The 20,053-nt window shown below is 73.5% G+C and carries 18 protein-coding genes; 9 read left to right on the forward strand and 9 right to left on the reverse strand.

All coding sequences use genetic code 11. The annotated features are described in order from the left end of the window. Positions 1 to 311 precede the first annotated feature (311 nt). The 5 genes from ACFV88_RS18740 (at position 312) to ACFV88_RS18760 (ending at position 5,405) form a co-directional block, all read left to right on the forward strand. Positions 312 to 656, forward strand: a complete 345-nt coding sequence (locus ACFV88_RS18740) for a hypothetical protein (protein ID WP_385492527.1) — start codon at positions 312 to 314, stop codon at positions 654 to 656. 93 nt (positions 657 to 749) lie between these two features. Then, a complete protein-coding gene (locus ACFV88_RS18745; protein ID WP_385492530.1) occupies positions 750 to 1,436 on the forward strand; it encodes an ABC transporter ATP-binding protein in 687 nt (228 codons plus the stop codon). Then, positions 1,433 to 3,583, forward strand: a complete 2,151-nt coding sequence (locus tag ACFV88_RS18750) for a permease (protein ID WP_385492532.1) — start codon at positions 1,433 to 1,435, stop codon at positions 3,581 to 3,583. Before ACFV88_RS18745 ends, ACFV88_RS18750 begins: the two co-directional genes overlap by 4 nt. A gap of 87 nt (positions 3,584 to 3,670) precedes the next feature. Then, positions 3,671 to 4,420 (forward strand): alpha/beta fold hydrolase, encoded by a 750-nt coding sequence (locus ACFV88_RS18755; protein WP_385492535.1) that lies wholly within the window; start codon positions 3,671 to 3,673, stop codon positions 4,418 to 4,420. A 217-nt stretch (positions 4,421 to 4,637) separates the two neighbouring features. After that, positions 4,638 to 5,405 (forward strand): thioesterase II family protein, encoded by a 768-nt coding sequence (locus ACFV88_RS18760; protein ID WP_385492537.1) that lies wholly within the window; start codon positions 4,638 to 4,640, stop codon positions 5,403 to 5,405. Positions 5,406 to 5,456: 51 nt separating this feature from the next. Here ACFV88_RS18760 and ACFV88_RS18765 read toward each other — a convergent pair whose 3' ends face one another. Further along, on the reverse strand, positions 5,457 to 6,050 hold the full coding sequence (locus ACFV88_RS18765) for a GNAT family N-acetyltransferase (RefSeq protein WP_385492539.1): 594 nt from the start codon (positions 6,048 to 6,050) through the stop codon (positions 5,457 to 5,459). A 255-nt stretch (positions 6,051 to 6,305) separates the two neighbouring features. On the opposite strand from ACFV88_RS18765, the gene ACFV88_RS18770 reads away from it, so the two are divergent. After that, complete coding sequence (locus tag ACFV88_RS18770; RefSeq protein WP_385492542.1) at positions 6,306 to 7,541, forward strand: GNAT family N-acetyltransferase; 1,236 nt, start codon at positions 6,306 to 6,308, stop codon at positions 7,539 to 7,541. Positions 7,542 to 7,552: 11 nt separating this feature from the next. Here the strand turns inward: ACFV88_RS18770 and ACFV88_RS18775 are convergent, their stop codons facing one another. Next, a complete protein-coding gene (locus ACFV88_RS18775; protein WP_385492545.1) occupies positions 7,553 to 8,023 on the reverse strand; it encodes a hypothetical protein in 471 nt (156 codons plus the stop codon). 48 nt (positions 8,024 to 8,071) lie between these two features. Next, the gene (locus ACFV88_RS18780) at positions 8,072 to 8,446 is read right to left on the reverse strand and encodes a winged helix-turn-helix transcriptional regulator (RefSeq protein ID WP_385492548.1); all 375 of its coding nucleotides are present in this window, start codon (positions 8,444 to 8,446) and stop codon (positions 8,072 to 8,074) included. Positions 8,447 to 8,549: 103 nt separating this feature from the next. On the opposite strand from ACFV88_RS18780, the gene ACFV88_RS18785 reads away from it, so the two are divergent. Further along, positions 8,550 to 9,173: an NAD(P)-dependent oxidoreductase gene (locus ACFV88_RS18785; RefSeq protein ID WP_385492550.1), complete on the forward strand. Its 624-nt coding sequence runs from the start codon at positions 8,550 to 8,552 to the stop codon at positions 9,171 to 9,173. Here ACFV88_RS18785 and ACFV88_RS18790 read toward each other — a convergent pair. Both ACFV88_RS18790 and ACFV88_RS18795 read right to left on the reverse strand, forming a co-directional pair. Continuing rightward, positions 9,170 to 10,534 carry an MFS transporter gene (locus ACFV88_RS18790; RefSeq protein ID WP_385492552.1) on the reverse strand — a complete coding sequence of 455 codons (1,365 nt, stop codon included), beginning with the start codon at positions 10,532 to 10,534 and terminating at the stop codon, positions 9,170 to 9,172. The two genes, ACFV88_RS18785 and ACFV88_RS18790, sit on opposite strands and share 4 nt — an antisense overlap. 51 nt (positions 10,535 to 10,585) lie before the next feature. Next, positions 10,586 to 11,956 (reverse strand): FAD-binding oxidoreductase, encoded by a 1,371-nt coding sequence (locus ACFV88_RS18795; RefSeq protein ID WP_385492555.1) that lies wholly within the window; start codon positions 11,954 to 11,956, stop codon positions 10,586 to 10,588. Between the two features lie 176 nt (positions 11,957 to 12,132). On the opposite strand from ACFV88_RS18795, the gene ACFV88_RS18800 reads away from it, so the two are divergent. Then, positions 12,133 to 13,275: a LuxR C-terminal-related transcriptional regulator gene (locus tag ACFV88_RS18800; protein WP_385492557.1), complete on the forward strand. Its 1,143-nt coding sequence runs from the start codon at positions 12,133 to 12,135 to the stop codon at positions 13,273 to 13,275. Positions 13,276 to 13,308: 33 nt separating this feature from the next. On the opposite strand, the gene ACFV88_RS18805 is transcribed toward ACFV88_RS18800, so the two are convergent. Then, positions 13,309 to 14,256 (reverse strand): DUF5937 family protein, encoded by a 948-nt coding sequence (locus ACFV88_RS18805; protein WP_385492559.1) that lies wholly within the window; start codon positions 14,254 to 14,256, stop codon positions 13,309 to 13,311. Positions 14,257 to 14,328: 72 nt separating this feature from the next. Between ACFV88_RS18805 and ACFV88_RS18810 the strand changes: the two genes are divergently transcribed. Next, positions 14,329 to 15,528, forward strand: coding sequence for an MFS transporter (locus ACFV88_RS18810; RefSeq protein WP_385492560.1), 1,200 nt, complete (start codon positions 14,329 to 14,331; stop codon positions 15,526 to 15,528). Between the two features lie 23 nt (positions 15,529 to 15,551). Here the strand turns inward: ACFV88_RS18810 and ACFV88_RS18815 are convergent, their stop codons facing one another. From ACFV88_RS18815 to ACFV88_RS18825, 3 genes are all read right to left on the reverse strand, one after another. After that, on the reverse strand, positions 15,552 to 17,300 hold the full coding sequence (locus tag ACFV88_RS18815) for an ABC transporter ATP-binding protein (RefSeq protein ID WP_385492562.1): 1,749 nt from the start codon (positions 17,298 to 17,300) through the stop codon (positions 15,552 to 15,554). Beyond that, positions 17,297 to 19,204 carry an ABC transporter ATP-binding protein gene (locus ACFV88_RS18820; RefSeq protein ID WP_385492564.1) on the reverse strand — a complete coding sequence of 636 codons (1,908 nt, stop codon included), beginning with the start codon at positions 19,202 to 19,204 and terminating at the stop codon, positions 17,297 to 17,299. The genes ACFV88_RS18815 and ACFV88_RS18820 overlap by 4 nt, the downstream gene beginning before the upstream one ends. A 186-nt stretch (positions 19,205 to 19,390) precedes the next feature. Then, positions 19,391 to 20,032, reverse strand: coding sequence for a TetR/AcrR family transcriptional regulator (locus ACFV88_RS18825; protein WP_385492567.1), 642 nt, complete (start codon positions 20,030 to 20,032; stop codon positions 19,391 to 19,393). Positions 20,033 to 20,053: the final 21 nt, after the last annotated feature.

The following is a 20,053-nucleotide window of genomic DNA, read 5'->3' on the forward strand; positions in this document are numbered from 1 at the left end:
CTCACCAATCGCCCCCCCCCCCCCCGTTGTACCCCCCCCGGCAATTGTACCCGCGGGGCCCCCGCCCCCCCCCCCCCGGCCCCCGGGCCCACCGCCCCGCAGCACCACCCCACCCCGCCCCCGCCCGCATCGACCAGGTCCGCGCAGGACCCTGAACACCCGGGGCCGCTCATCGGTGAACCGGGAACCAGGAACCGGGAACCAGCCGAAGTTGAGCGTCATCCGGCCCTTCGATTGCACCGCCTCCACGGTGCTGGCAGCGTGCTGCCCGTGCTCCAGGACACCTACCTGCACCAGGGAGGCAATCCGCAATGCGCACATCGACGACCCTGGCCGGGCTGCTCCTCGCCGTCGGTCTCGCCCTGCCCACCGTCACCGCGACGGCGACCAGCGTGACCGGGGGCGGCGCCACCGCCTGGTCCCCCGCACGGGGGGACTCCGGGAGGATCGCCGTCAAGGACGGCAGCCGGGACAGCGACCCGGCGAAGGCCGAGTACTTCCGCACCGCCAGCTCGGACCGCAAGCGCACGCTGTGGAACCACAACGGCACCCTCACGACCGTCTACTCGGGTGACGGCTCCAAGATCTTCAAGTTCAAGGCGTGCGACGAGAACTTCGGAAGCAGGGACGACTGCTCCGGTTGGGCGTACAACTGACCGATCCACCACACCGTCACGCACCGGCGCACTCCGCCGCGGGGGCCCGCGCCCGCACGGCGGCACCCCGCATCCCAGAGGAAGAACACCCCGGTGACCCAGGCAGACGCGTCCGGCCTCCGCATCAGCGGCCTCCGCTACGAGGTCGCGGGCCGCGTGCTCCTCGACGGCCTCGAACTGACCGTCCGCCCGGGGGAGTCGACGGCGATCACCGGACCGAGCGGATCGGGGAAGTCCACCCTCCTCATGTGCATCCTCGGGCTCATCACACCGGACGCCGGACGGGTCACCGTGGCCGGACGGGAGATCACCGGGCAGCGGTCCGCCCGACTGGCACGCATCCGACGCGACACCCTGGGCATGGTCTTCCAGTTCGGTGAACTGCTCCCCGAGCTGACCCCCGTGGAGAACGTCGCGCTCCCCGTACTCCTCGACGGCGGCGACCACCGCACCGCCTACCGGCAGGCCGCCCGACTCCTCGACGACCTGGGCGTCCCGCACGGCACCACCCCGACCGGCGCACTGTCCGGCGGCGAACGCCAGCGCACAGCCGTCGCCCGGGCACTGATCACCGACCCGGCCGTACTGCTCGCCGACGAACCCACCGGCGCCCTGGACCCCGACACCAAGGACGGTGTCGCCGACCTGCTGTTCACCGCCGCCCGCAGGCGCGACTGCGCCCTGCTGGTCGTCACCCACGACCCCGCCGTCGCCGCCCGCGCCGACCACCGTCGACGCCTGGACCACGGAACCCTGGCCGGCACCGGGGCGTCCGCATGACGCGGGACCGGCGGCTGTGGACCCGACTCCTGCGCATCGGGCTCGCCGCCGGACGGGGCACCCCCGGCGACCGGCTGCGCTGGTGGGCGCTGTTCGCCGCCGCGGCCACGGTCGCCCTCGTCGTCCTCGGCACCGTCGCCGCGGTCGCCACCCACCAGGGACGCGAACAACGCAACGAGGCACGGGGACCGATCCTCACCGACGCGCGGCAAGACGCCGCGCTGATGTACCGCGAAGTCCTCGACACCGTCGATGAGGTGCAGCACAGCGTCCTCTACCTGGTTCCGCTCACCGACGACGCCCCGCTGCCCCCCGGGCTGCGCGCCTGGCCCGAACCCGGACAGGCGGTGCTCTCGCCCGAACTCGCCGCACGGGGACGACACCTCGGCATCCACGACCGGTACGGCGAGTCCACCGGGACCATCGGCAAGGACGGCCTGGCCGCACCCTCGGAGCGCCTGGCCTACGTGCGTCCCGCACACGCCCCCGCGCGGGACGCCGAAGGCTGGTGGTACGCCGAGGGCTTCGGCAAGGCCCTCCCGATCGGCGAGATGGTGGACCAACGCCCCGTCACCGATCCGCTGCTCACCTTCTGGGCCCTCACCGGAGTTCCGGCCCTGGCGCTGTCCGTGATCGCGGCCCGCGTGGGTTCACTCACCCGGGACCGGCGCAGCGGTCTGCTGCACGCCCTGGGCGCCGGGCGGCGGCACCGTGCCCTGGTCCAGGTGGGCGAGGCCGCGGCGCCCCTGGTCCTCGGAACACTCCTCATGGCGCTGCCCCAACTCGCCGCGTCCCGCTGGGACCTGCGGCTGCCCCCGACCGGCTACGTCCTGGACAGCCGGGACATCCGCGCGGCGTGGCCGACCGCGTCCGCCGGCCTGCTGCTGTCCGTGCTGTTCCTGCTCGCCGTCGTGGTCCTCACCCACCGCGCGCCGCGCGACCGCCGTTCCACCCGACCCGGTGCGGCCTCGTCCTCCGTTCCCCACTGGCGACCGGCGTGCTGCGGCCTCGGCGTGGCCCTGGTGGTCACCAGCCAGTACCTCCCGGAGCGCAACGCCCTCGCCCCCTTCGCCCTCGGCACCGTCCTGATGTGGGGGTTCCTGCCCTCGGTCGCGGCACTGGTCACCCGCCGGGTCGGAGCCGGGCTCGCTGCGCGCGGCGCGCGCACCGGACGGGCCGGCCAACTCATCGGCGGCCGGTGGACCGCCGCCCACCCCGGCGTGGTCGTACGCCTGGCCCTGGCCATGGTCATCGGCCTCGGCATCGTGGCGCAGCTCCAAGTGTGGAACAGCCGACTCGGCGAGCAGGCGGAGCTGGCCCGACTCACCCAGGCCCGCATCGGGGACGGCGTGCTCGCCGTACAGGTGACGCCTATGGCACCGCGGGCGGTGGACGCGTTCGCGCGCACCCTCCCCGACGGGGCCTTCCTCCTGAAGCGGAGCACCACCTACGACGACCAGGGCCGGGGCAGCACCTCGTTGCAGGGTTCTTGCCGGGCGCTGCGCTCCCTGGACCTGGAATGCCCCGCGCAACTGAGCCCGGCGACCGGCGGCGACCGGCGGATCGAGGAGATCCGACGCTGGTCGACCCCGGACATCCGGGTCCGGGCGGTGGCGGCACCCTTCGGGTTGACGGCACAGGACTCCGCCCTCGTCGTTGCCGAACGCGGGCGACTGTCCGAGGTGAAACGGGCCGCCTTCGCGGTGCTGGCGACGGCCGAGCCGCTGGGGGACACCTGGGCGAGCGGGGCGGCGGGCAAGGCCCGCGCCAACAACTGGGTCCTGCTGTACGGGGTGACGGGCCTGGCCGTCCTCGCGCTCACGGGGGGCCTGGGCGCGGCGGCCGAGTTCGTGCGGATCCGCGGTGTCCTCGCCCCCCTCACGGTCCTCACCGGCAGCCGGTCCGTCTTCCGGTCCGTCGCGTTCTGGCACCTGACCCTGCCGTTGTTGGTGGCCACCGTCGTCGCGACGGCCGTCACCGCGTGGCACTCCCTGTTCTTCATCGCCGCCGCGGGGGAGGGCAGCGTCTCCTGGACGGTCCTCGTGGCGGGGGCACTGGGCTGTGTCCTGGTCGCGCTCCTCGTCGGTGCGTTGGGGGCGCGCTCCGCGATCCGCGCGGCCCGCTCGTGGCGCCCCACCGCCGACTAGGTCACCTCCTGCCGGCCGAGGGTCACGGGTTCCGCCGCTGGTGAACGCGGGGCCCGTCGCCGGGAACCGCCGCGTACCCTCCGGGACATGGTCGATCACTGCTCGGCGTACGTGGACGGGGTCCGACTGGCCTACCGGGTGGCGGGCCCCGAGGGTGCTCCGCCGCTGGTTCTCCTGCACGCCCTGGGGGAGACCGCCGGCGACTGGGAACCGGTGGCGTCCCTGCTGGCGCTCCACCGCCGGGTGTACGCACTCGACCTGCGCGGGCACGGTCGGAGCGACTGGCCCGGGGAGTACTCGGTCGAGCGCATGCGGGCCGATGTGCAGGGATTCCTGGACGAGTTGGGCCTGCACCGGGTGGACCTGGTCGGGCACTCCCTCGGCGGGATCGTGGCGTACCTGGTCGCCGCCGACCGCCCGGCGCGGGTGCACCGACTGGTCCTGGAGGACGTTCCGGTTCCCCGACCCCGCGAGCCGACCCATCCGACCCGACCGGACGGTGACCTGTCCTTCGACTGGCAGATGGTCCTCGACGTCAGACGGCAACTCGACCGGCCCGACCCCCGGTGGGGGCGACGGCTCGGCCGGATCACCGCCGAGACCCTCGTCGTGGCCGGCGGCCCGCGCAGCCACGTACCCCAGGACGGCGTGGCGGAGTTGGCCCGGCGCATCCCCGGCGGACGTCTGGTGACGATCCCCGTGGGACACCTGATCCACCGCGGGGCACCCGCGGAGTTCACGGAAGCGGTGGGCCGGTTCCTCGAGGTGGACGACGCCGGGGCCACCGACGACCGGCCGACCCCCGCGGCGCGCCGCACCCGCACCGGCCGTCCATGAGGGCGAACGGAGGGCCGACCGCGCGGTCAAGGCCCTGACCGCGGGCGCCTGAATCGTGCCGGGTGCTGCACCCCAATGCCGCGTCACCAGGGCATAGTTGGGGTAGCGGTACGGGGGCTCGCCGTAGGGGGCGTCACCAGGGCGGGTCCTCGCGCAGCCGTGGCGCCTGACCCGGCGGCCCCCGACACGTCCGGCACCTCCGAAAGGAACGATCACCGTGAACACCCAGCCCACCGAGGAAAGCAGCCTCTGGGTCCGTAGGTTCCACCCCCGTCCCGACGCTGCCGTCCGGCTGGTGTGCCTGCCGCACGCGGGAGGCTCCGCAAGCTTCTACTTCCCCCTCTCCCGCGACATGCCGGACTTCGCCGACGTGCTGTGCATCCAGTACCCCGGCCGCCAGGACCGTCGCACGGAACCCCTCATCGACAACGTCGCCGGCCTCGCCGACCGGGTGTACAACGCCCTACTGCCCTGGGTGGACCGGCCGTTGGCCTTCTTCGGGCACAGCATGGGCGCCTCGGTGGCCTTCGAGGTCGCCCGACGCCTGGAGCGCGACAAGGACGTGGTCGCCACCGCCCTGTTCGCGTCCGGTCGCCGCGCCCCGTCCACTCACCGCCATGAGACGGTGCACCTCCTCGACGACGAGGGCCTCCTCGCCGAGGTCCGCAGCCTCGACGGCACCAGCAGCCAACTCCTCGGGGACGAGGAAGTGTTGCGCATGGTGCTGCCGGCGATGCGCGCCGACTACCGTGCGGCCGAGACCTACACGTGCGCGGCCGGCGAGTCGGTGCGCTCCCCGATGCTCGCCATGGTGGGCGACAGCGACCCGAAGGTGACGCTGGACGAGGCCGCCGCCTGGGAGCGGCACGCCGGCGGCTCCTTCGAGTTGAAGGTCTTCCCCGGCGGGCACTTCTACCTGGCGGCCCAGCAGAAGGACGTCATCCGGACCATGGCCGACCGGCTGAGGGAACTCGTACGGGTGTAGGGCCCGCCGCCGCCCCGCGGAGATCCACGGGGCGGCACGCGCCGGCCGGACTCAGGAGGGGTCGCGTCGCATGCACCACAACTGCGGTCCGCCGTGCGGCAGTTCGACCTCGGCAGTGACACGGAACCCCAGACGCTCGTACAGGCGCACGTTCCGTTCCGTCGCCGTCTCCAGGAACGCCGGGTACCCGGCCCGTTCGGCGGCCTCGATGCCCGGGCGGAGCACCGCGCTGCCGAGCCCACGGCCCTGTGCGCCCGGCGCGACGCCGACGGTCGCCAGGAACCAGACCGGCTCCGTCGGCCGGTGCGGCTCCACCGCGGCCTCGGCGGCCGTGAAGGCGTCGATGCGGTCGCCGGCCAACTCCGCGATGTGCGGCCCCACCGCGGCGAACCCGGGGGAGGGATCGCGGTCGGGGGTCGTCCAGGCGGCGACGGCCAGCCGGTCCTCCGTGACCCAGACCCGCCCGTACGCCATGCCCACCTCCGTCAGGAACAGTTCCTGGAAGCGGCGGACCCGCTCCTCGTGGTCGTTCGCGGCGACCACGTGCCGGATGTACGGGTAGTCGGAGAAGGCTTGGGCGAGGGTTCCCACCGCACCCGGTACGTCTGCGACCCCTGCCGGCCGTACCTGCGCCCCGGTGTCCATCGTCGCTCCTTTCCTCGCCGGGTTTCCCCGGGCCGTCGCGGCCGGCCGAACCGGCCGCTCATGTCAGAGTCCGGCCGGGGGATCGCCCCCTCGAACAGCCGGACGATCCCGTAACGATCAGTCGTGGCGAGTCGTTCCCGTCGGATTCGCCACCGGTGCGGTCGGCCCCCGGGCCGTACCGGAACCGGGGGCGAGCGGGTGACACTCGGGATATTTCGGTGGACACGCAGGTCAGAGCGGTGCCATGGTCCCGTCATGGCCACACATCCAGCATCCCCGGCGCCGCTCGCCCTGGCCGATGGGCTCATCCTGCGCACGGCGACCCCCGCGGACCTCGACCAGATCGGGGCCCTCCTGTCCGAGCGCGGTGATCCGAACGACGCCCTGGACCACCGACTGGTCGTCACGGACCCCGAGGTCGGCTGGTCCGCCTGTGCCGTGGTCGTGGACGGCGATCGGGTGGTGTCCACCGCGACGCTCCTGGACGAGGAGGTGCGCATCGGTGACCTCCGCCTGCCCGCCGGCCAGGTCGAACTGGTCGCCACCGACCGGGCGTACGAGGGGCGCGGACTGGTACGGGCGCTCATGCGATGGGCTCACCAGCGCTCCGCCGCCCGGGGCCACGTCCTCCAGGCGATGATCGGAATCCCGTACTTCTACCGGCTGTTCGGCTACGAGTACGCCATCGACATCCCCCCGGTGCTGCGCGTGCGCACCCCACCGCCCGGCGGGAGCGACGCCGTGCTCCGCCCGGCCCGGCCCGCCGACGTTCCTGCCCTGGCAGCCCTCCAGCACTCGGCCCAGGCAGGGTTCGACGTGGCCATGGGGCACTCGGCCGAGCGCTGGCGGTGGCTACGGGAACACGGGGCGAGCGCCCTGTGGGCCCTGGAGCGCGACGGCACCGCGGTCGCCACCGTCCGCACCACGCCCCCCGACGGCGGGGTGCTGTTGGCCGAGGCCGCCGCGGTGGACGGGGCGGCGGCGCTGGACCTGCTCCGGGCGGTCGCGGCACGGTACCCCGAGGAGCGGCTCCGCGTCGTCCACCGGGCCGGCACGGTCACCGCAAGCGCCTGGCAGGACCTGCTGGTCCACGAGCCGCCGGCCGCAGCGGAGCAGTACTACGTCCGCATCCCGGACGTCGCCCTGCTGCTCGACCGGTTGCGCCCGTTGTTCTGGCAGCGCCTCACGGCGGCCGGGCTGGAGCGCGGCGGCCGTGACATCGTCCTCTCCACCTTCGGGGCCCACTACCGGATACCCGTTCGCGCCGACGGTCTCGGCGAGGTCGTCACCGGAGGGGCGATGCAAGGCCCCCGGGCCGTGCAGGGCGCCGGAGTGGCCCCCGACCACCTGCCCGCACTGCTGTTCGGTCCGCTGGGAATGGAGGGCCTGACCCGGATCCGACCCGATGTCTACTCCGCCGACGAGGAACGGTTCCGAGCGCTCTTCCCGCCCCTCACCGCCGACCTCCTCAGCTACTACCTGCCGTACTAGCGCTCCACCCGTCAGGTGTGGGCGCTGAAGTAGGCGGCTGCCGCATCGACGAACCGGTCGTGTGCGTCCCGTGCGACGTCCTGCGCAGCAGTGAGCTCTTCGATGCTCGTGACGGAATCGACCATGTCGTAGGTGGCGACCACCATCGCCTGTGCCGTGGTGTGGACGGTCGGGTCGGGCACGAGGAGCCGCAACGCCACCAGGGGGCGGGTGACGGCGGAGCGGGTGCTGTGGGACCTGGTCCGCAGCTCTTCCAGCTCTGGGCCGCTGGCGCCGCGCAGCCGAGCCTCCCCGCGCATCCACAGGGCCCGACGGTGGTCGGAGCCGGCGGAGGCGAGTGCGGTCACCGCGTCGAGTCGAACGCGGCGCAACTGCTCGGCGCTGGCCGCGCGTTCGGCGCGGCCGGCCGCCAGGTGTTGGAACGTGCCGGTGACGATCGATCCGAGGAGCGTCCCGACGACGGCGAGCACAGTGGTGATCATGATCTGCCTTCTTGGTCGAGCGGCTGGACGCGGACTGCGGACGGAGTCCTAGCCGCGGGCGTTCGCGTCGTACGACTCGCGGGCGTCGAGGAGTTCGTCCCAGTGGTCGCTCGCCCAGGCGCAGGCCACCGCCATCGGACGGAGCAGGCTGTGGCCCAACGGGGTCAACGCGTACTCCACGTGCGGGGTGGTTCCGGCGCGGACGGTCCGCGTCACCAGCCCGTCCCGTTCCAGGGACCGCAGGGACTTGGTGAGGACCTTGGGGGTGACCCGAGCCAGCGGCACGCGCAGCTCGGAGAACCGGCGCGGCCCGTCCTGGAGGCAACTGATGACGAGCGGCGCCCATTTGTCGCCGAAGCGGAACGGATTGAGCGACGACGGGCACAACTCGTCGAACAGGTCGGCGGGTAGAGGTTCCCTCATGACCTCACGGTAGCCGGTATCCGGAGGGAAACCACTCCCGCGGATAGCGTCGAAGCAGTGGTGGGAGCACAAGGGCTCCCACCCTGGTGAGAGGCGGTTCCTCATGAAGATCGTGGTCTTCGGCGCGGGTGGTCGGGCCGGCCGGCGAGCGGTGACCGAGGCGCAGCGACGCGGTCATCAGGTCACCGCGGTGGTGCGGGACCCCGCGGGCCACGGCGACCCCTCCGGCGCCCGGGTCGTCGCGGGCGACGTCACCGACACGGCGAGCGTCGAGCGGGTGGCCGCCGGACACGACGCCGCCGTCACTGCTGCCGTCGACCTGTCCGTCCCGCCGCACGAGTTCTTCACCGCGTCCTCCGGCGCCCTGACCACCGGCCTGACCCGGGCCGGTGTGCACCGCCTGGTCGTGGTCGGGCTCGCAGCGATCCTGCCCGGGGTGTCCGGGGCTCCCCTGATGGACGAGCCCGGCTATCCGAACGAGTACCGCTCCTTCTACCTCGGCCACGCGGCGGGCGTCGACACCCTACGGAGCGGCGACCTGGACTGGGCGTACGTCGCTCCGGCGGGCGACTTCGACCACGAGGGCACCGGCACGGGGCGGTACCGGATCGCGGAGCACGGCGACCCGGACAGTCGGATCACCTACGCGGACCTCGCGGTCGCCCTGCTCGACGAGATCGAGGCCCCCCGTCATCACCGCTCCACCGTCAGCGTCCGGGAGGCCTAACCTTCCTGCGGAGCGAGGGTGCTCGCGACCAGGGCGGCGACCAGGGGGAAGCCCGCCAGGACACCGAGCGCGGTGGTCGGGGACCACACCTGGGCGAGCGCCCCCGCCGCGGCGCTGCCCACCGCGCCACCGACGAAGAAGGTCAGGTTGAGCAGTCCCATCGCGCCCCCGCGCAGGGCGGGTTCGACCCGGGTGGACAACAGCGCGGTGGCGACGACCTGGACGACCGCGAAGGCGCCGAACCCCAGCGAAGCCCCGACGATCAGGAGCACCGGACCGGGCCGGGCAGCGGAAGCCGCCATCGCGACGGCCGTCACCAGGGCGGTCACCGCGAGCAGACGACCGCCCCCGGCGCCCGCGGTGAGCTTGCCGGCGACCCTGGAGAGCCCGGCGCCGACGACCGCGCCGGGCAGCAGCCACAGACCGATGGCGAGGACGTCCCATCCGTGTGCGCGCACCAGGACCTGCGGCACCGCGTACACGGCGGCGAAGAGCCCGGCGTACACGCCGACGCCGACGACGGAGGCCCGGAGGAAGACCCGGTCGGCGATCAACCGGAGGGGAACGAAGGAAGCCGGGACGGAGCGGATGCGCCGGGCGAGGCCGGCGCCGGCGAGGAGCAGCAGGGCGGCGAGGGCGACGACCCCGGCAGCGGAGGTCCCCAACGCAGGGGTCTGGACCAGCAGGAGGAAGGCGGCGGCCGTCGCCGTGAGCAGGGCCGCACCGGGCAGGTCCAGGGCCCGGCCACTGCCGCGCCGGGTGGACGCCGCCCGCAGGCACAGGGGCACGGCGAACAGGGACAGCGCCGGCAGCACCAGGGTGAGGCGCCAGGTCAGCCACTGGGTGAGGGCCCCACCCGCCAGGGTGGCGCTGGCGGAGAAGACGGCCATGGTCGCGCCGAACCCCGCCAGCACCCGGGCCCGTTGTGCCGGCGTGGACGAGGCGGTCAGCGCCAACGCGCCGGACACCATCGCACCGGACCCGGCCGCCAGCACGAACCGCCCGGTGACCAGGGCACCGAGATCGGGGGCGGCCAGACAGAGCACGGTGCCGACCAGCAGCAGGAACGACCCTGCCAGCAGGGAGGGACGCAGGCCCCGGGAGTCGGCGAGCCGGCCGAAGAGCGCGGTGCCGATGCCGAGCGCGAGGGCGTGTGCCGTCAGTACCCAGGTCGCGGCGGAGGCGGAGGCGCCCAGGTCCGACGCGACCTCGGGCAGGGCGACACCGGCGGCGGTGACGCCGAAGACGGCGGGCCCGAAGAGCAGGCCGTAGCGGAGGCCCGCCGAACGCGGGGCGTCCGCACCGGCGGCGGGGGAGGGGAGAACGGGGGGCGTGATCCGACCCGCGCGGTTGCTGCTCATGGAGCTCCTTCGAAGACACGGGTGGATCGGGAGTCCGGTACCCGTACCGGATCAGTTCGCCGGGGGCAGGGCGTGGCCGAGGCGGAACAGGTTGCGCGGGTCGTAGGACGCCTTCACCCGACGCAGTCGGGCCAGCGTGGGCGCGTCGAAGCAGTCCTGTACGTCGTCCACCGTGTCCGGCCCGGCGAGGAAGTTGAGGTACCGTCCGCCGGTCCCCCGGGCCGCCATACCGGCGAGCACCCGGTCGGGTGAGCCGGGCGGGGACAAGGTGGACAGGGTGAACGCCCCGTCCCGGTTGCCCACGGCGTTCGGTACCGCGGCCGGTCGCGACAGCGCTCCCCCCAACTGCCGCAACTCGACCATGAGATCGGTGCAGTCCGCTCCCGGACCGGCCAGCGCGATGATCTCCTCCGCCGCGGCCCGGTCCAGATCGCGCAACACCAGATTGCGTTCGTGGTAAGGCAGCGGATCGGTCGGATCCTGGTGGATCTCCGCGACCTCGGTGTAGGGCCGCTCGCGCACCGAGTCGGACAGGGCGGACCCGATCGCACGCAGCGGCCGGACCAGCCGCTCGCCCACCCGTGGGTCGCCCGCGTGACAGATCCGCAGGTGCACCACCGCCCTGCCGCGGAGGAACTCCGGTACCGCAGGCGCCGCAGGCAGCCTCAGCAGCGCCAGTGAGGAGGTCATCTCCTCCGGCACGCACCGCACCCACTCCCGCCAGACGTGGAGCGCCTCCGGGGCCAGCGCACCGGGGAAGTGGAGCGCGCCACCGTAGATCCGTCGCACCGGCATCAATGCGAACTCCAGGGCGGTGACGATCCCGAAGTTGCCCTTCCCGCCGCGCAGGGCCCAGAACAGATCGGGGTGCCGGGTGGCCGACGCCGTCCGCAACACCTTGTCGGCGGTGACGAGTTCGATGCGCGTGACGTGATCGGCGGCATACCCGTACCGACGCCCCAACGGGCCGAGACCACCGCCCAGGGTGTAGCCGACCACACCCACCGACGGGGACGAGCCGTTCAACGGAGCGAGTCCGTGGACCCCCGCCGCGGCGATGACCTGCTGCCACCGTGCCCCCGCCGCCACCCGGGCCGTACGGGCCACCGGGTCGACGCTCACGCCGTTCATCCGCCGGGTGCTGACCAGCACGCCCCCCACCGCCGGTGCGGCGATGCCGTGCCCGGTGGCCTGCACCCCCACCGGAAGGCCCTGCCGGCCGGCGAACTCCACCGCGGCCCGGACGTCGTCCGGGGCCATCGCGAGGACGATCAGCGACGGACGGTGCCGGGCGATCTCGTTGAAGCCGTGGAGTTCGCGTGCGTAGGCCGCTTCGCCCGGCAGCAACACCTCACCGGCGACCCGCAGTACGAGCCGGTCCAACGCTTCGTTCGCGAGCGGGGGGAACCGTGTGTCCGTCATGGCGGCGAGCCCTTCCTGCCGTACAGCGCCGAAGTGCCCACCCGAGGCGGCCGGCACCGGCACCAGCCTGTCCCCGCCCGGACCCCGGTCCCATCCCCTCGCCAGGGGACGGAGCGGAGCCCACCCCCCTCAGATGAGGGATGGGTCCGGCACGCGCCCTGTGCCAGGCTTGCCCGGTGACGACAACGGTCCCTGCGCCTTCCCCGACCGGCCGGCGAGAACTGCTCGCGCGGGCCGCCGAAGCCGTCGACGCCCTGGGCATGTTCGCCGAGGTGTCCCGACGGTTGCGCCGACTCCTGCCGTACGACGCCGCCGTGTGGCGGGTCACCGACCCGGTCACCGGCATGATGACGGCACCCGTTCGAGTGGAGAACCTCGACGAGGGCGGCTGCGCCGCGTACTGGGAGAGCGAACTGTTCACCGAGAACGTGAACTTGTTCCGCGATCTCGCGCTGGCCCCGGTGCCGGTCGCGGGACTGCGCAGGACCACCGGTGACCTCCCCGCCCGGTCCACCCTCTACCAGGACTTCATGCGTCCCCGCGGCCTCCGGGACGAACTGCGCGCCGTCCTACGGGTCGGTGGACGTCCACACGGACACATCAGCCTCTTCCGGGCGGAGGGCCGTGCGGCCTTCGACTCCCGGGACACCGCGCTGCTCGCCGCACTGAGCACCCCGCTCGCCCGGAGACTGCGCACGTTCTCCGAACCCACCGCGCCCTTGGCGCCCGCGGCGTTCCACGGACCGGGGCTGCTGCTGTTCGACGCCTCCGGCGTGCTGCTGTCGGCCAACGACGAGGCCCGCGTGCACTTGGCGAACGTTCCGGAGGGACCCGCCGTGCCGTCCGCCCTGGGCCTGCGCATCCCCACCTGGATCCAGACCACCGCGATGAAGGCGCGTGCCGTCGCCCAGCAACGGGACCGGGGTCGGGCCCGGATACGCGTCCGCACCCGAACCGGCCGTTGGCTGATCTGCCACGCCTCGTGCCTGCGCGAGGCCGACGGCGGACCGGGGCCCTCCGCCGTGGTGATCGAACCCGCCCGAGCCTCCGACGTCGTGCCCCTCATCGTGGACGCCTACGAGTTCACCGACCGGGAAGCCGAAGTCACCCAGTACATCGCGCGTGGACTCCCGACCGGAGAGATCGCCCGCCGACTGCACCTGTCGCCCCACACGGTCCGCGACCACATCAAGGCGGTCTTCGAGAAGGCCGCCGTCTCCAGCAGGGGCGAACTCGTCAGCAGGTTGTTCACCGAGCACTACGCGCCCCTCGCCGAGTCAGGAACGCTACGGACCACCGTCCCGGACGGGGACTCCTGACCCGGACCGCCTCCGCCCCCCCCGCTCCTCCCCTCAACGGCACGCCAGTTCGTCCCCCAGGGCGGTGCGCGCGTACAGCACGAGGTGACCGCGCCGGGCGGTGGTCAGGAGTCCGCCGTCACGCAAGGCGACCAGGTGCTCGGAGACGGTGCTGGGGGCGAGGTGCAGCAACCGCGCCAGGGCGGAGGTGTCCGTCGGCTCCGCCAGGGCGACCAGCAGTCTCGCCTTGGTGCGGCCGACGACGCGGGCCAGCCGCGTGCCGTCCGACCGCACCGCACCCGGTCCCGCGATACCGCGTGCGGGGTAGATCACCGACGGCCGCCACGGCGCGACGGCGATCACACTGGTCCGTTGCCAGGTGAACACGCTCGGCACCAGCAGCAGCCCGCGCCGGTCCAACGGCACGCGGGCCCGCGCCGGATTGCGGACCACCACGGCGTCGGCGTCGGCGCGCTCGGTCATGCGTACGTCCGGGTGCAGCCCCGCGACCGCGGCGTCGAGCCCGCCCGCAGCCCACCGGCCCGAGCGGTAGCGGATGTCGGCGTGCAGGACGTCGCGCAGAGCCGGCCAGTGCGGCGCCATCAGCTCCGTCCAGACGGTCTCCAACTGGTCCGCGAGCAGATCGCGAGCGCGTCCCGGATCGGAACACCACCCGCCCACGTCGACGTTCAGGGCGTCCAGCTCGGTCCGTACCTGCGCGGCGGGCGTGCGGCGCACCTCGGCGAGTTGCGCCGCCGCGGTGGTGTCGTACCCGGTCGTCGGCGGGCTGAGGAACTCGCAGACGTAGCGCGGATCGCCGAGCACCGACAGCAGTTCGGCGATCGGCAGCGCACCCAACGCGTCCACGGCGAGCCGGGGGACCCCGGGCGGATGGTCGCGCAGTCCGATCGCGGCCTGGAGCGCGGCCAGCACCTCGTCCAACGGTGAGATCGCGAAGCGCACCCGGTGCCCACCCGACGGCGTGAGCGTGAACTCGATCATCCCGGCTCCCTGAGGATTCGGCCAGTTCCGAACCAATGGCGGGTGCGGCGGGCCCGGTGCCAGGTTCGCCAGGTGACGACGACCGGTACCGACCGTGCCCGCCCTTCCCTGTTGCGCCACCGACCGTACTGGCGGTGGTCCGCGGCGACCCAGTTCAGCCGGCTGCCCGGCACCATGGCCCCGCTCGCCTTCACGGCGTTGACCACGACCACCACGGGTTCCTACCGGGCGGGCGCGATGATGATGGTGGCGTTCGTGGCCGGCCAACTGGCCGTGTCGATCCCGGTGGGACGGTTGCTCGACCGCACCGCCCCGAGCCGCGGGCTGCGCCGGCTGCTGTGGTGCTCGGCCGGTACGGCACTCGCCGTCGGCGCCGCCGCCCGGGTCGGAGTGCCCGTCTGGGGACTGTTGGTGGCGGCCGGGGTGTGCGGCGCCGCCGCCGGCGGCCTGTCCGCCGGATTCCGCACCCTGCTGGCCCGCACCGTGCCCGAGGAGCTCCTCCTGCGCGCCGTCGGCGTGGACGCCACCCTCCTGGAAGTGGTGATCATCGCGGGGCCGGCGCTGGCCGTGGCCTCAGCCGGTTGGAGCCCGTGGGCTCCCGTGGTCGGCATGGCCGCCGCGTTCGTCATCAGCTCCCTCGTCCTGCCGGTCGGGACGCCCTGCGCGACCGGCACCGAGGGGGAGTCGGACGCCGGTGCGGAGCCGATCGACTGGTTCCGCACGCTGGGCTGGCTGGCCTGTCTGTTCACCATCGGACAACTCCTGGCCGCTGTGGAGGTCGGCGCGTTGCCGCTGGCGGCCCGGCTCACCGAGCCCGAGGGCCGCGCGCACCACCACACGGCCGCGTCGCTGATCGCGGTCCTGGCGGTGGCCAGCATCCTCGGGAGCACGCTGTTCGCCTGGCGCGGCCGGGCCACGACCGCGCTGGCCGTGCTCTGCCTGTCGGGCCTGGCGGCCGGTGGCGCCGTGGTCGCCTTCGGCGACGGCTGGTTCCCGCTGGTCGGGGGCCTGGTGTTGGTGGGGTCGTGCACCGGTCCGCTGCGCGCCGTCAGTTCCGTCAACCTCCAGCGCGTACTGCCGCGGGCGCGCAGGTCCGAGGGGTTCTCGGTCGCCCATGTCGTCCAGACGGTGGGGTTCGCGTCCGGTTCGCTCGGCCTGGGGGCCCTCGACCTGGACACGGCGATCGCCCTGGGCGCGGGGAGCGCGGTCGCCTCCGCGGTCTGCCTGTGGGTGACCTCACCCGGTCCGGCGTTCCGACGCCGGCCCCGGTGAGGACGGGCGCGCCCTTCCCCTCTTCAGGAGCGGGATTCCGCGAGCCGCCAGCCGCCGGCACGGGAGCGTTCCGACCAGAAGTCCGCGTACCGGCCGCCCTGGGCCAGGAGCTCGTCGTGGGTTCCGGATTCGGCGACGCGTCCCCCGTCCAGCACGACTATCCGATCGGCCGCGGTGATCGTCTGGAGGCGGTGGGCGATCACCAGCAGCGTACGGTCGCGGGCCAGCGCGGTGAGCGCGTTCTGCACGATGTGCTCGTTCTCCGGGTCGAGGGCGGCGGTCGCCTCGTCGAGCAGCACGATCGGAGCGTCCTTGAGCAGGGCGCGGGCGATCGACACCCGTTGCCGTTCGCCGCCGGACAGGGCCGTGCCGCCCTCGCCGACGCGGCTGTCCCAACCGTCCGGCAGCCGTGCGGCGATCTCGTCCACCCCGGCGAGCCGGGTCGCCCGGCGGAACTCCTCCTCGGTGGCTTCGGGGCGGGCCAGCCGGATGTTCTCGGAGATCGTCGCGTCGAACAGGTAGACGTCCTGGAAGACCAGCGATATCCGGGACATCAGGGCCTCGGTGCCCAGTTCCCGCACGTCCGTGCCGCCCACCAGGACCCGTCCCGCGTCGGTGTCGAAGAACCGGGCGACGAGCCGGGTGACCGTCGTCTTGCCCGAGCCGGAGGGGCCGACCAGGGCCGTCATGGACCGCGCGGGGACGTGCAGGGAGAAGTCCCGGAGCACCGGATCCGCGCGATCGTAGCCGAAGGTGACCCCGGCCAGTTCGACGGAGGTGTCATCCGGGTCCGCGGGGGTGGCCGGCACCTCGGGTTCGGGGAGCGGAGCGGTCTCCAGGACGGCCTGGACCCGGGCGAGTGCGTTGTCCGCGATGCGCACCGCGGCGGCCAGGTCGGCGGCGACCACCAGCGGTTCCACGAACCGGGCGGCCAGGACCAGCAGGGCGATCAACTCCGGGGCGCCGACCGATCCGCCGATGGCCAGTACCGTACCGGTCAACAGGACGACGGTGAAGGCAAGTTGGACGGACATCACGAAGGCGGCGAACCCGGGCACTGCGCGCAGCAGCAGTCGTCGTCCGGTGTCGCGTTGGGCGACCAGGGCGTCGTCCAGGGCCCGGTGCCCGTGCACCGTGCGGCCGAAGGCCCGGAGCACCGGCTGGCTGCGGGTGAACTCGATCACCCGGCCGCCGGCCTCGGCGGAGGCCGCGTGGTGGGCGTGGTCGCTGCGGGCCACCACCCGGCCGGTGACCCGGTGTGCGAGCGCGGCCAGCGGCAGACCGACCAGTGCGGCGAGGGCGAGTCGCCAGTCGAAGAGGAACATCAGGGCCACCACGACCAGCGGGGTGACGAACGCGCTGATGACCGGGCGCAGGAGGTGGGCGGGCACCCCCATCACGTCGATGACGCCCTTGGCGGTGAGTTGGGTGAGCCGATCCGTCCGCTCCGGGGTGAACCAGCCCAGCGGGAGGGTCGCCACGTGGTCGCCGAGACGGCGGTAGAGGGTCCGGGACAGTCCCGCGCCGGCGCGGTAGCCGCACAGGGTGCTGTCCCAGTAGCAGACCGCGTACGCGGCGAAGACCAGTGCCAGGGCTCCGAACCAGCGGGCGGCTCCCGACGGGCCGCCGTCGCCGAGGAGTTCCCGCAACAGGGGGACCAGGAGGGCGAAGGCGATGCCCTGGAGGACCGCGCACAGGACGAGGCCCACGAGCATGCGGCGCAGCAGTGCCGCGCCGGGCGGGTCGAGCACGGTCAGCAGTCGGCGGATCACGGGGTGGCCTCCGTGGGGTCGTCAGCGGGGCGGGGAGCGGGGGCCGGGGGCACGGCGGGGTCCCCCTGGCCGGACCGTTCGTCGATCGCCCAGGAGCGGGCGTACCGTTCGCCGAGGGCCAGGAGTTCGGCGTGGGTGCCCCGCTCGACGATCCGGCCGCGTTCGAGCACGGCGATCTGGTCGGCGCCGGAGATGGTGGCGAGCCGGTGCGCGATGACGAGCAGGGTGCGTCCGACGACGAGTCGGGACAGGGCCTCCTGGATGGCGGCCTCGGACTCCGGGTCGGCGAAGGCGGTGGCCTCGTCGAGCACCAGTACCGGGGTGTCGGCCAACAGGGCCCGGGCGATGGAGAGTCGCTGGGCCTCACCGCCGGAGAACAGCGCGCCTTCACCGACGACGGTGTCGTAGCCGTCGGGCAGTTCGAGGATCCGGTCGTGGATCTGCGCGGCCCGCGCGGCGGAGGCGACCTCCTCGTCGGTGGCGTCGGGGCGGGCCAGGGTGAGGTTCTCCCGCACGCTGGCGCGCAGCAGTTGCACGTCCTGGAAGACGAAGGAGACGAGCCGGTAGAGGTGTTCGGCGGGCAGTTCGCGCAGGTCGGCGCCCCCGATGCGGATGGCTCCGCCGGTGACGTCGTAGAAGCGCGGCAACAGTCGGGCGAGCGTGGTCTTTCCGGAGCCGGAGGGGCCGACGAGGGCGGTGACGCTGCCGGGCCGCAGGGTGAGGGACACGGTGTCGAGGGCGAGGGAGCGGTCGTCGTAGCCGAAGGACACCCGGTCGAACTCGACGGTGGTGCCGTCCGCCGTGGCCCGACGTCCCGGTGCGGGCTCGGGCAGGGCGGGGGTGGCGAGGATCGCGCCGACCCGGTCGGCCGCCTGGCGGGCCTTGCGGACGTCCTCGGCCGAGTAGCCGAGCCCCAGGACCGGGGCGGTGAGCCCGAGTCCGAGGAGGGCGAAGGGCAGCAGGTCCACGGCTTCGACCCAGTCCCGCGAGACGAACAGGACGCCGACGCCGAGGATCCACAACAACAGGAACACCGGCGAGAGGATCAGTTCGACGGTGGCACCCGTGCGCATCATGCCCCGTACCCAGTCGAGGAAGTGGGCGGACAGGGCGTCGGTGGCGTCGGTGAACCGGCGGTGGGCACGGCGGGCCCGGCCGAAGGTCTTCACCACGGTGATGCCGTGTGCGAACTCCACGGAGGCGGCGCCGACCCGGGCGAGTGCCTCGTCGTAGCGGGCGTGGCCGGCCCGGGCGGAGGCACTGCCCGCCATCCGGCCGTACAGGGCCAGACCGATGACGACCGGGACCAGGGTGACGAGGGTGAGCCGCCAGTCCATGACGAAGAGGTACGCGACGGAGACCAGGGGGACGACGGCGGCACGGGTGAGGTCGGTGAGGGTGTGGCCGACGAGGTGGTGCATGGCCGAGACGTCGTCGTGCACCGCCTTGCGGACGAGCCCGGAGTTGCGGTCGGTGAACCAGCCGAGGGGTACGCGTCCCAGGTGCGCGGCCAGCCGTCGGCGCAGCGCGAGGCTGAGGTCGTTGTCGGCGAGGTGGGTGAGGGCGCCGGCGGCGAGGGTGAGCGCGAGCCCGGTCAGCATGGCCGCGGCTCCGGTTCCGGCGACCCACCAGGCGCGGTCCCGGTCCACCTCTCCGTCGGGTCCTGGGTCCAGGAGCACCCGGCCGAGTTCCGCCACCGCGATGAACGGGACCACGGAGGCCAGGGCGGCGACGGCCTGGAGCAGCACTGCGAGGGCGAGTCGGCCCCGTACGGGAGCCAGGAGCGCGGCCAGGCCGGTGCCGGCGGGGGCCTCCGGAGGCGAGTACGCGGCCGGTGCCGGTGCCGGTGCCGGTGCCGGAGCTGCTCGCCCGCCCTGCCGTCGGTCGTCCTTGGTTCCGGGCATGTCCCGCCTTCCCTCATGTATACGCCGTATACTTCGGGTTAGGCTGCACTAAGTGTTTCTGGACTGTCAAGCAGGGCATCCGGGGTCGCCCCGGCACGGTTCCGCAGCCAACGACCCGTTGGGGGAGCGTGCTTGGACGCTCTCGCCCGCGCCGGGCGGAAGCGGTGTCCGCAGGGCCGCCGGGCCTCAGTCGACGCCGAGCACCCCGTCGAGGAGGAGTTCCAGGTTCCCGGCGAACCGTTCCCGGTCCCGGACCCCGGGCGGAGCGCTCGACGCGATCACCGCGGACAGGTGCGGGTACCGGGCCGGGTCGATCGCCCGCATCATGCTCCGGGCCTGCGAGTCCGCGTGGTCGTGGTGCGCCACCAGGGTCTCGCCGAACACGAAGCTGAACAGCATCGCGTAGGCGTCCCGAGCCCGTACGGGCTCGACACCGGCATCGGCGAAAGCGGCGAACACGGCTTCCAGGACCGGCAGCACCCGGGTGCTCGCCAGCCCCTCCGTGGCCAGCACCTGAACCACCCACGGGTCCCGTCGGAAGGTGTCGTACATGTCGTGCATCACGACGGTCAGACGCTGCCGCGGCGTCCCCCCGGTGGGAGGTGGAGCGAGTTCGTCCGCGACGGCGTCCAGCATCCGGAGCAACAGGTCCGCACGGTCCGCGACATGCCGGTACAGGGCCATCGGGGAGACCCCCGACTCGTCCGCCAGCCGCCGCATGCTCACGGCCGCGAGCCCCTCGGACCGCGCCAACCGGATCGCGGTGGCCACCACCGCATCGGCGGAGAGACGGGCCGTGCGCCGGCCGCGGGCGGGGTGTGTCGACATGCGGTCATTGTCTCCCGACGG

It is taken from the genome of Streptomyces sp. NPDC059816 (genome assembly GCF_042732055.1).
GTDB lineage: Bacteria > Actinomycetota > Actinomycetes > Streptomycetales > Streptomycetaceae > Streptomyces.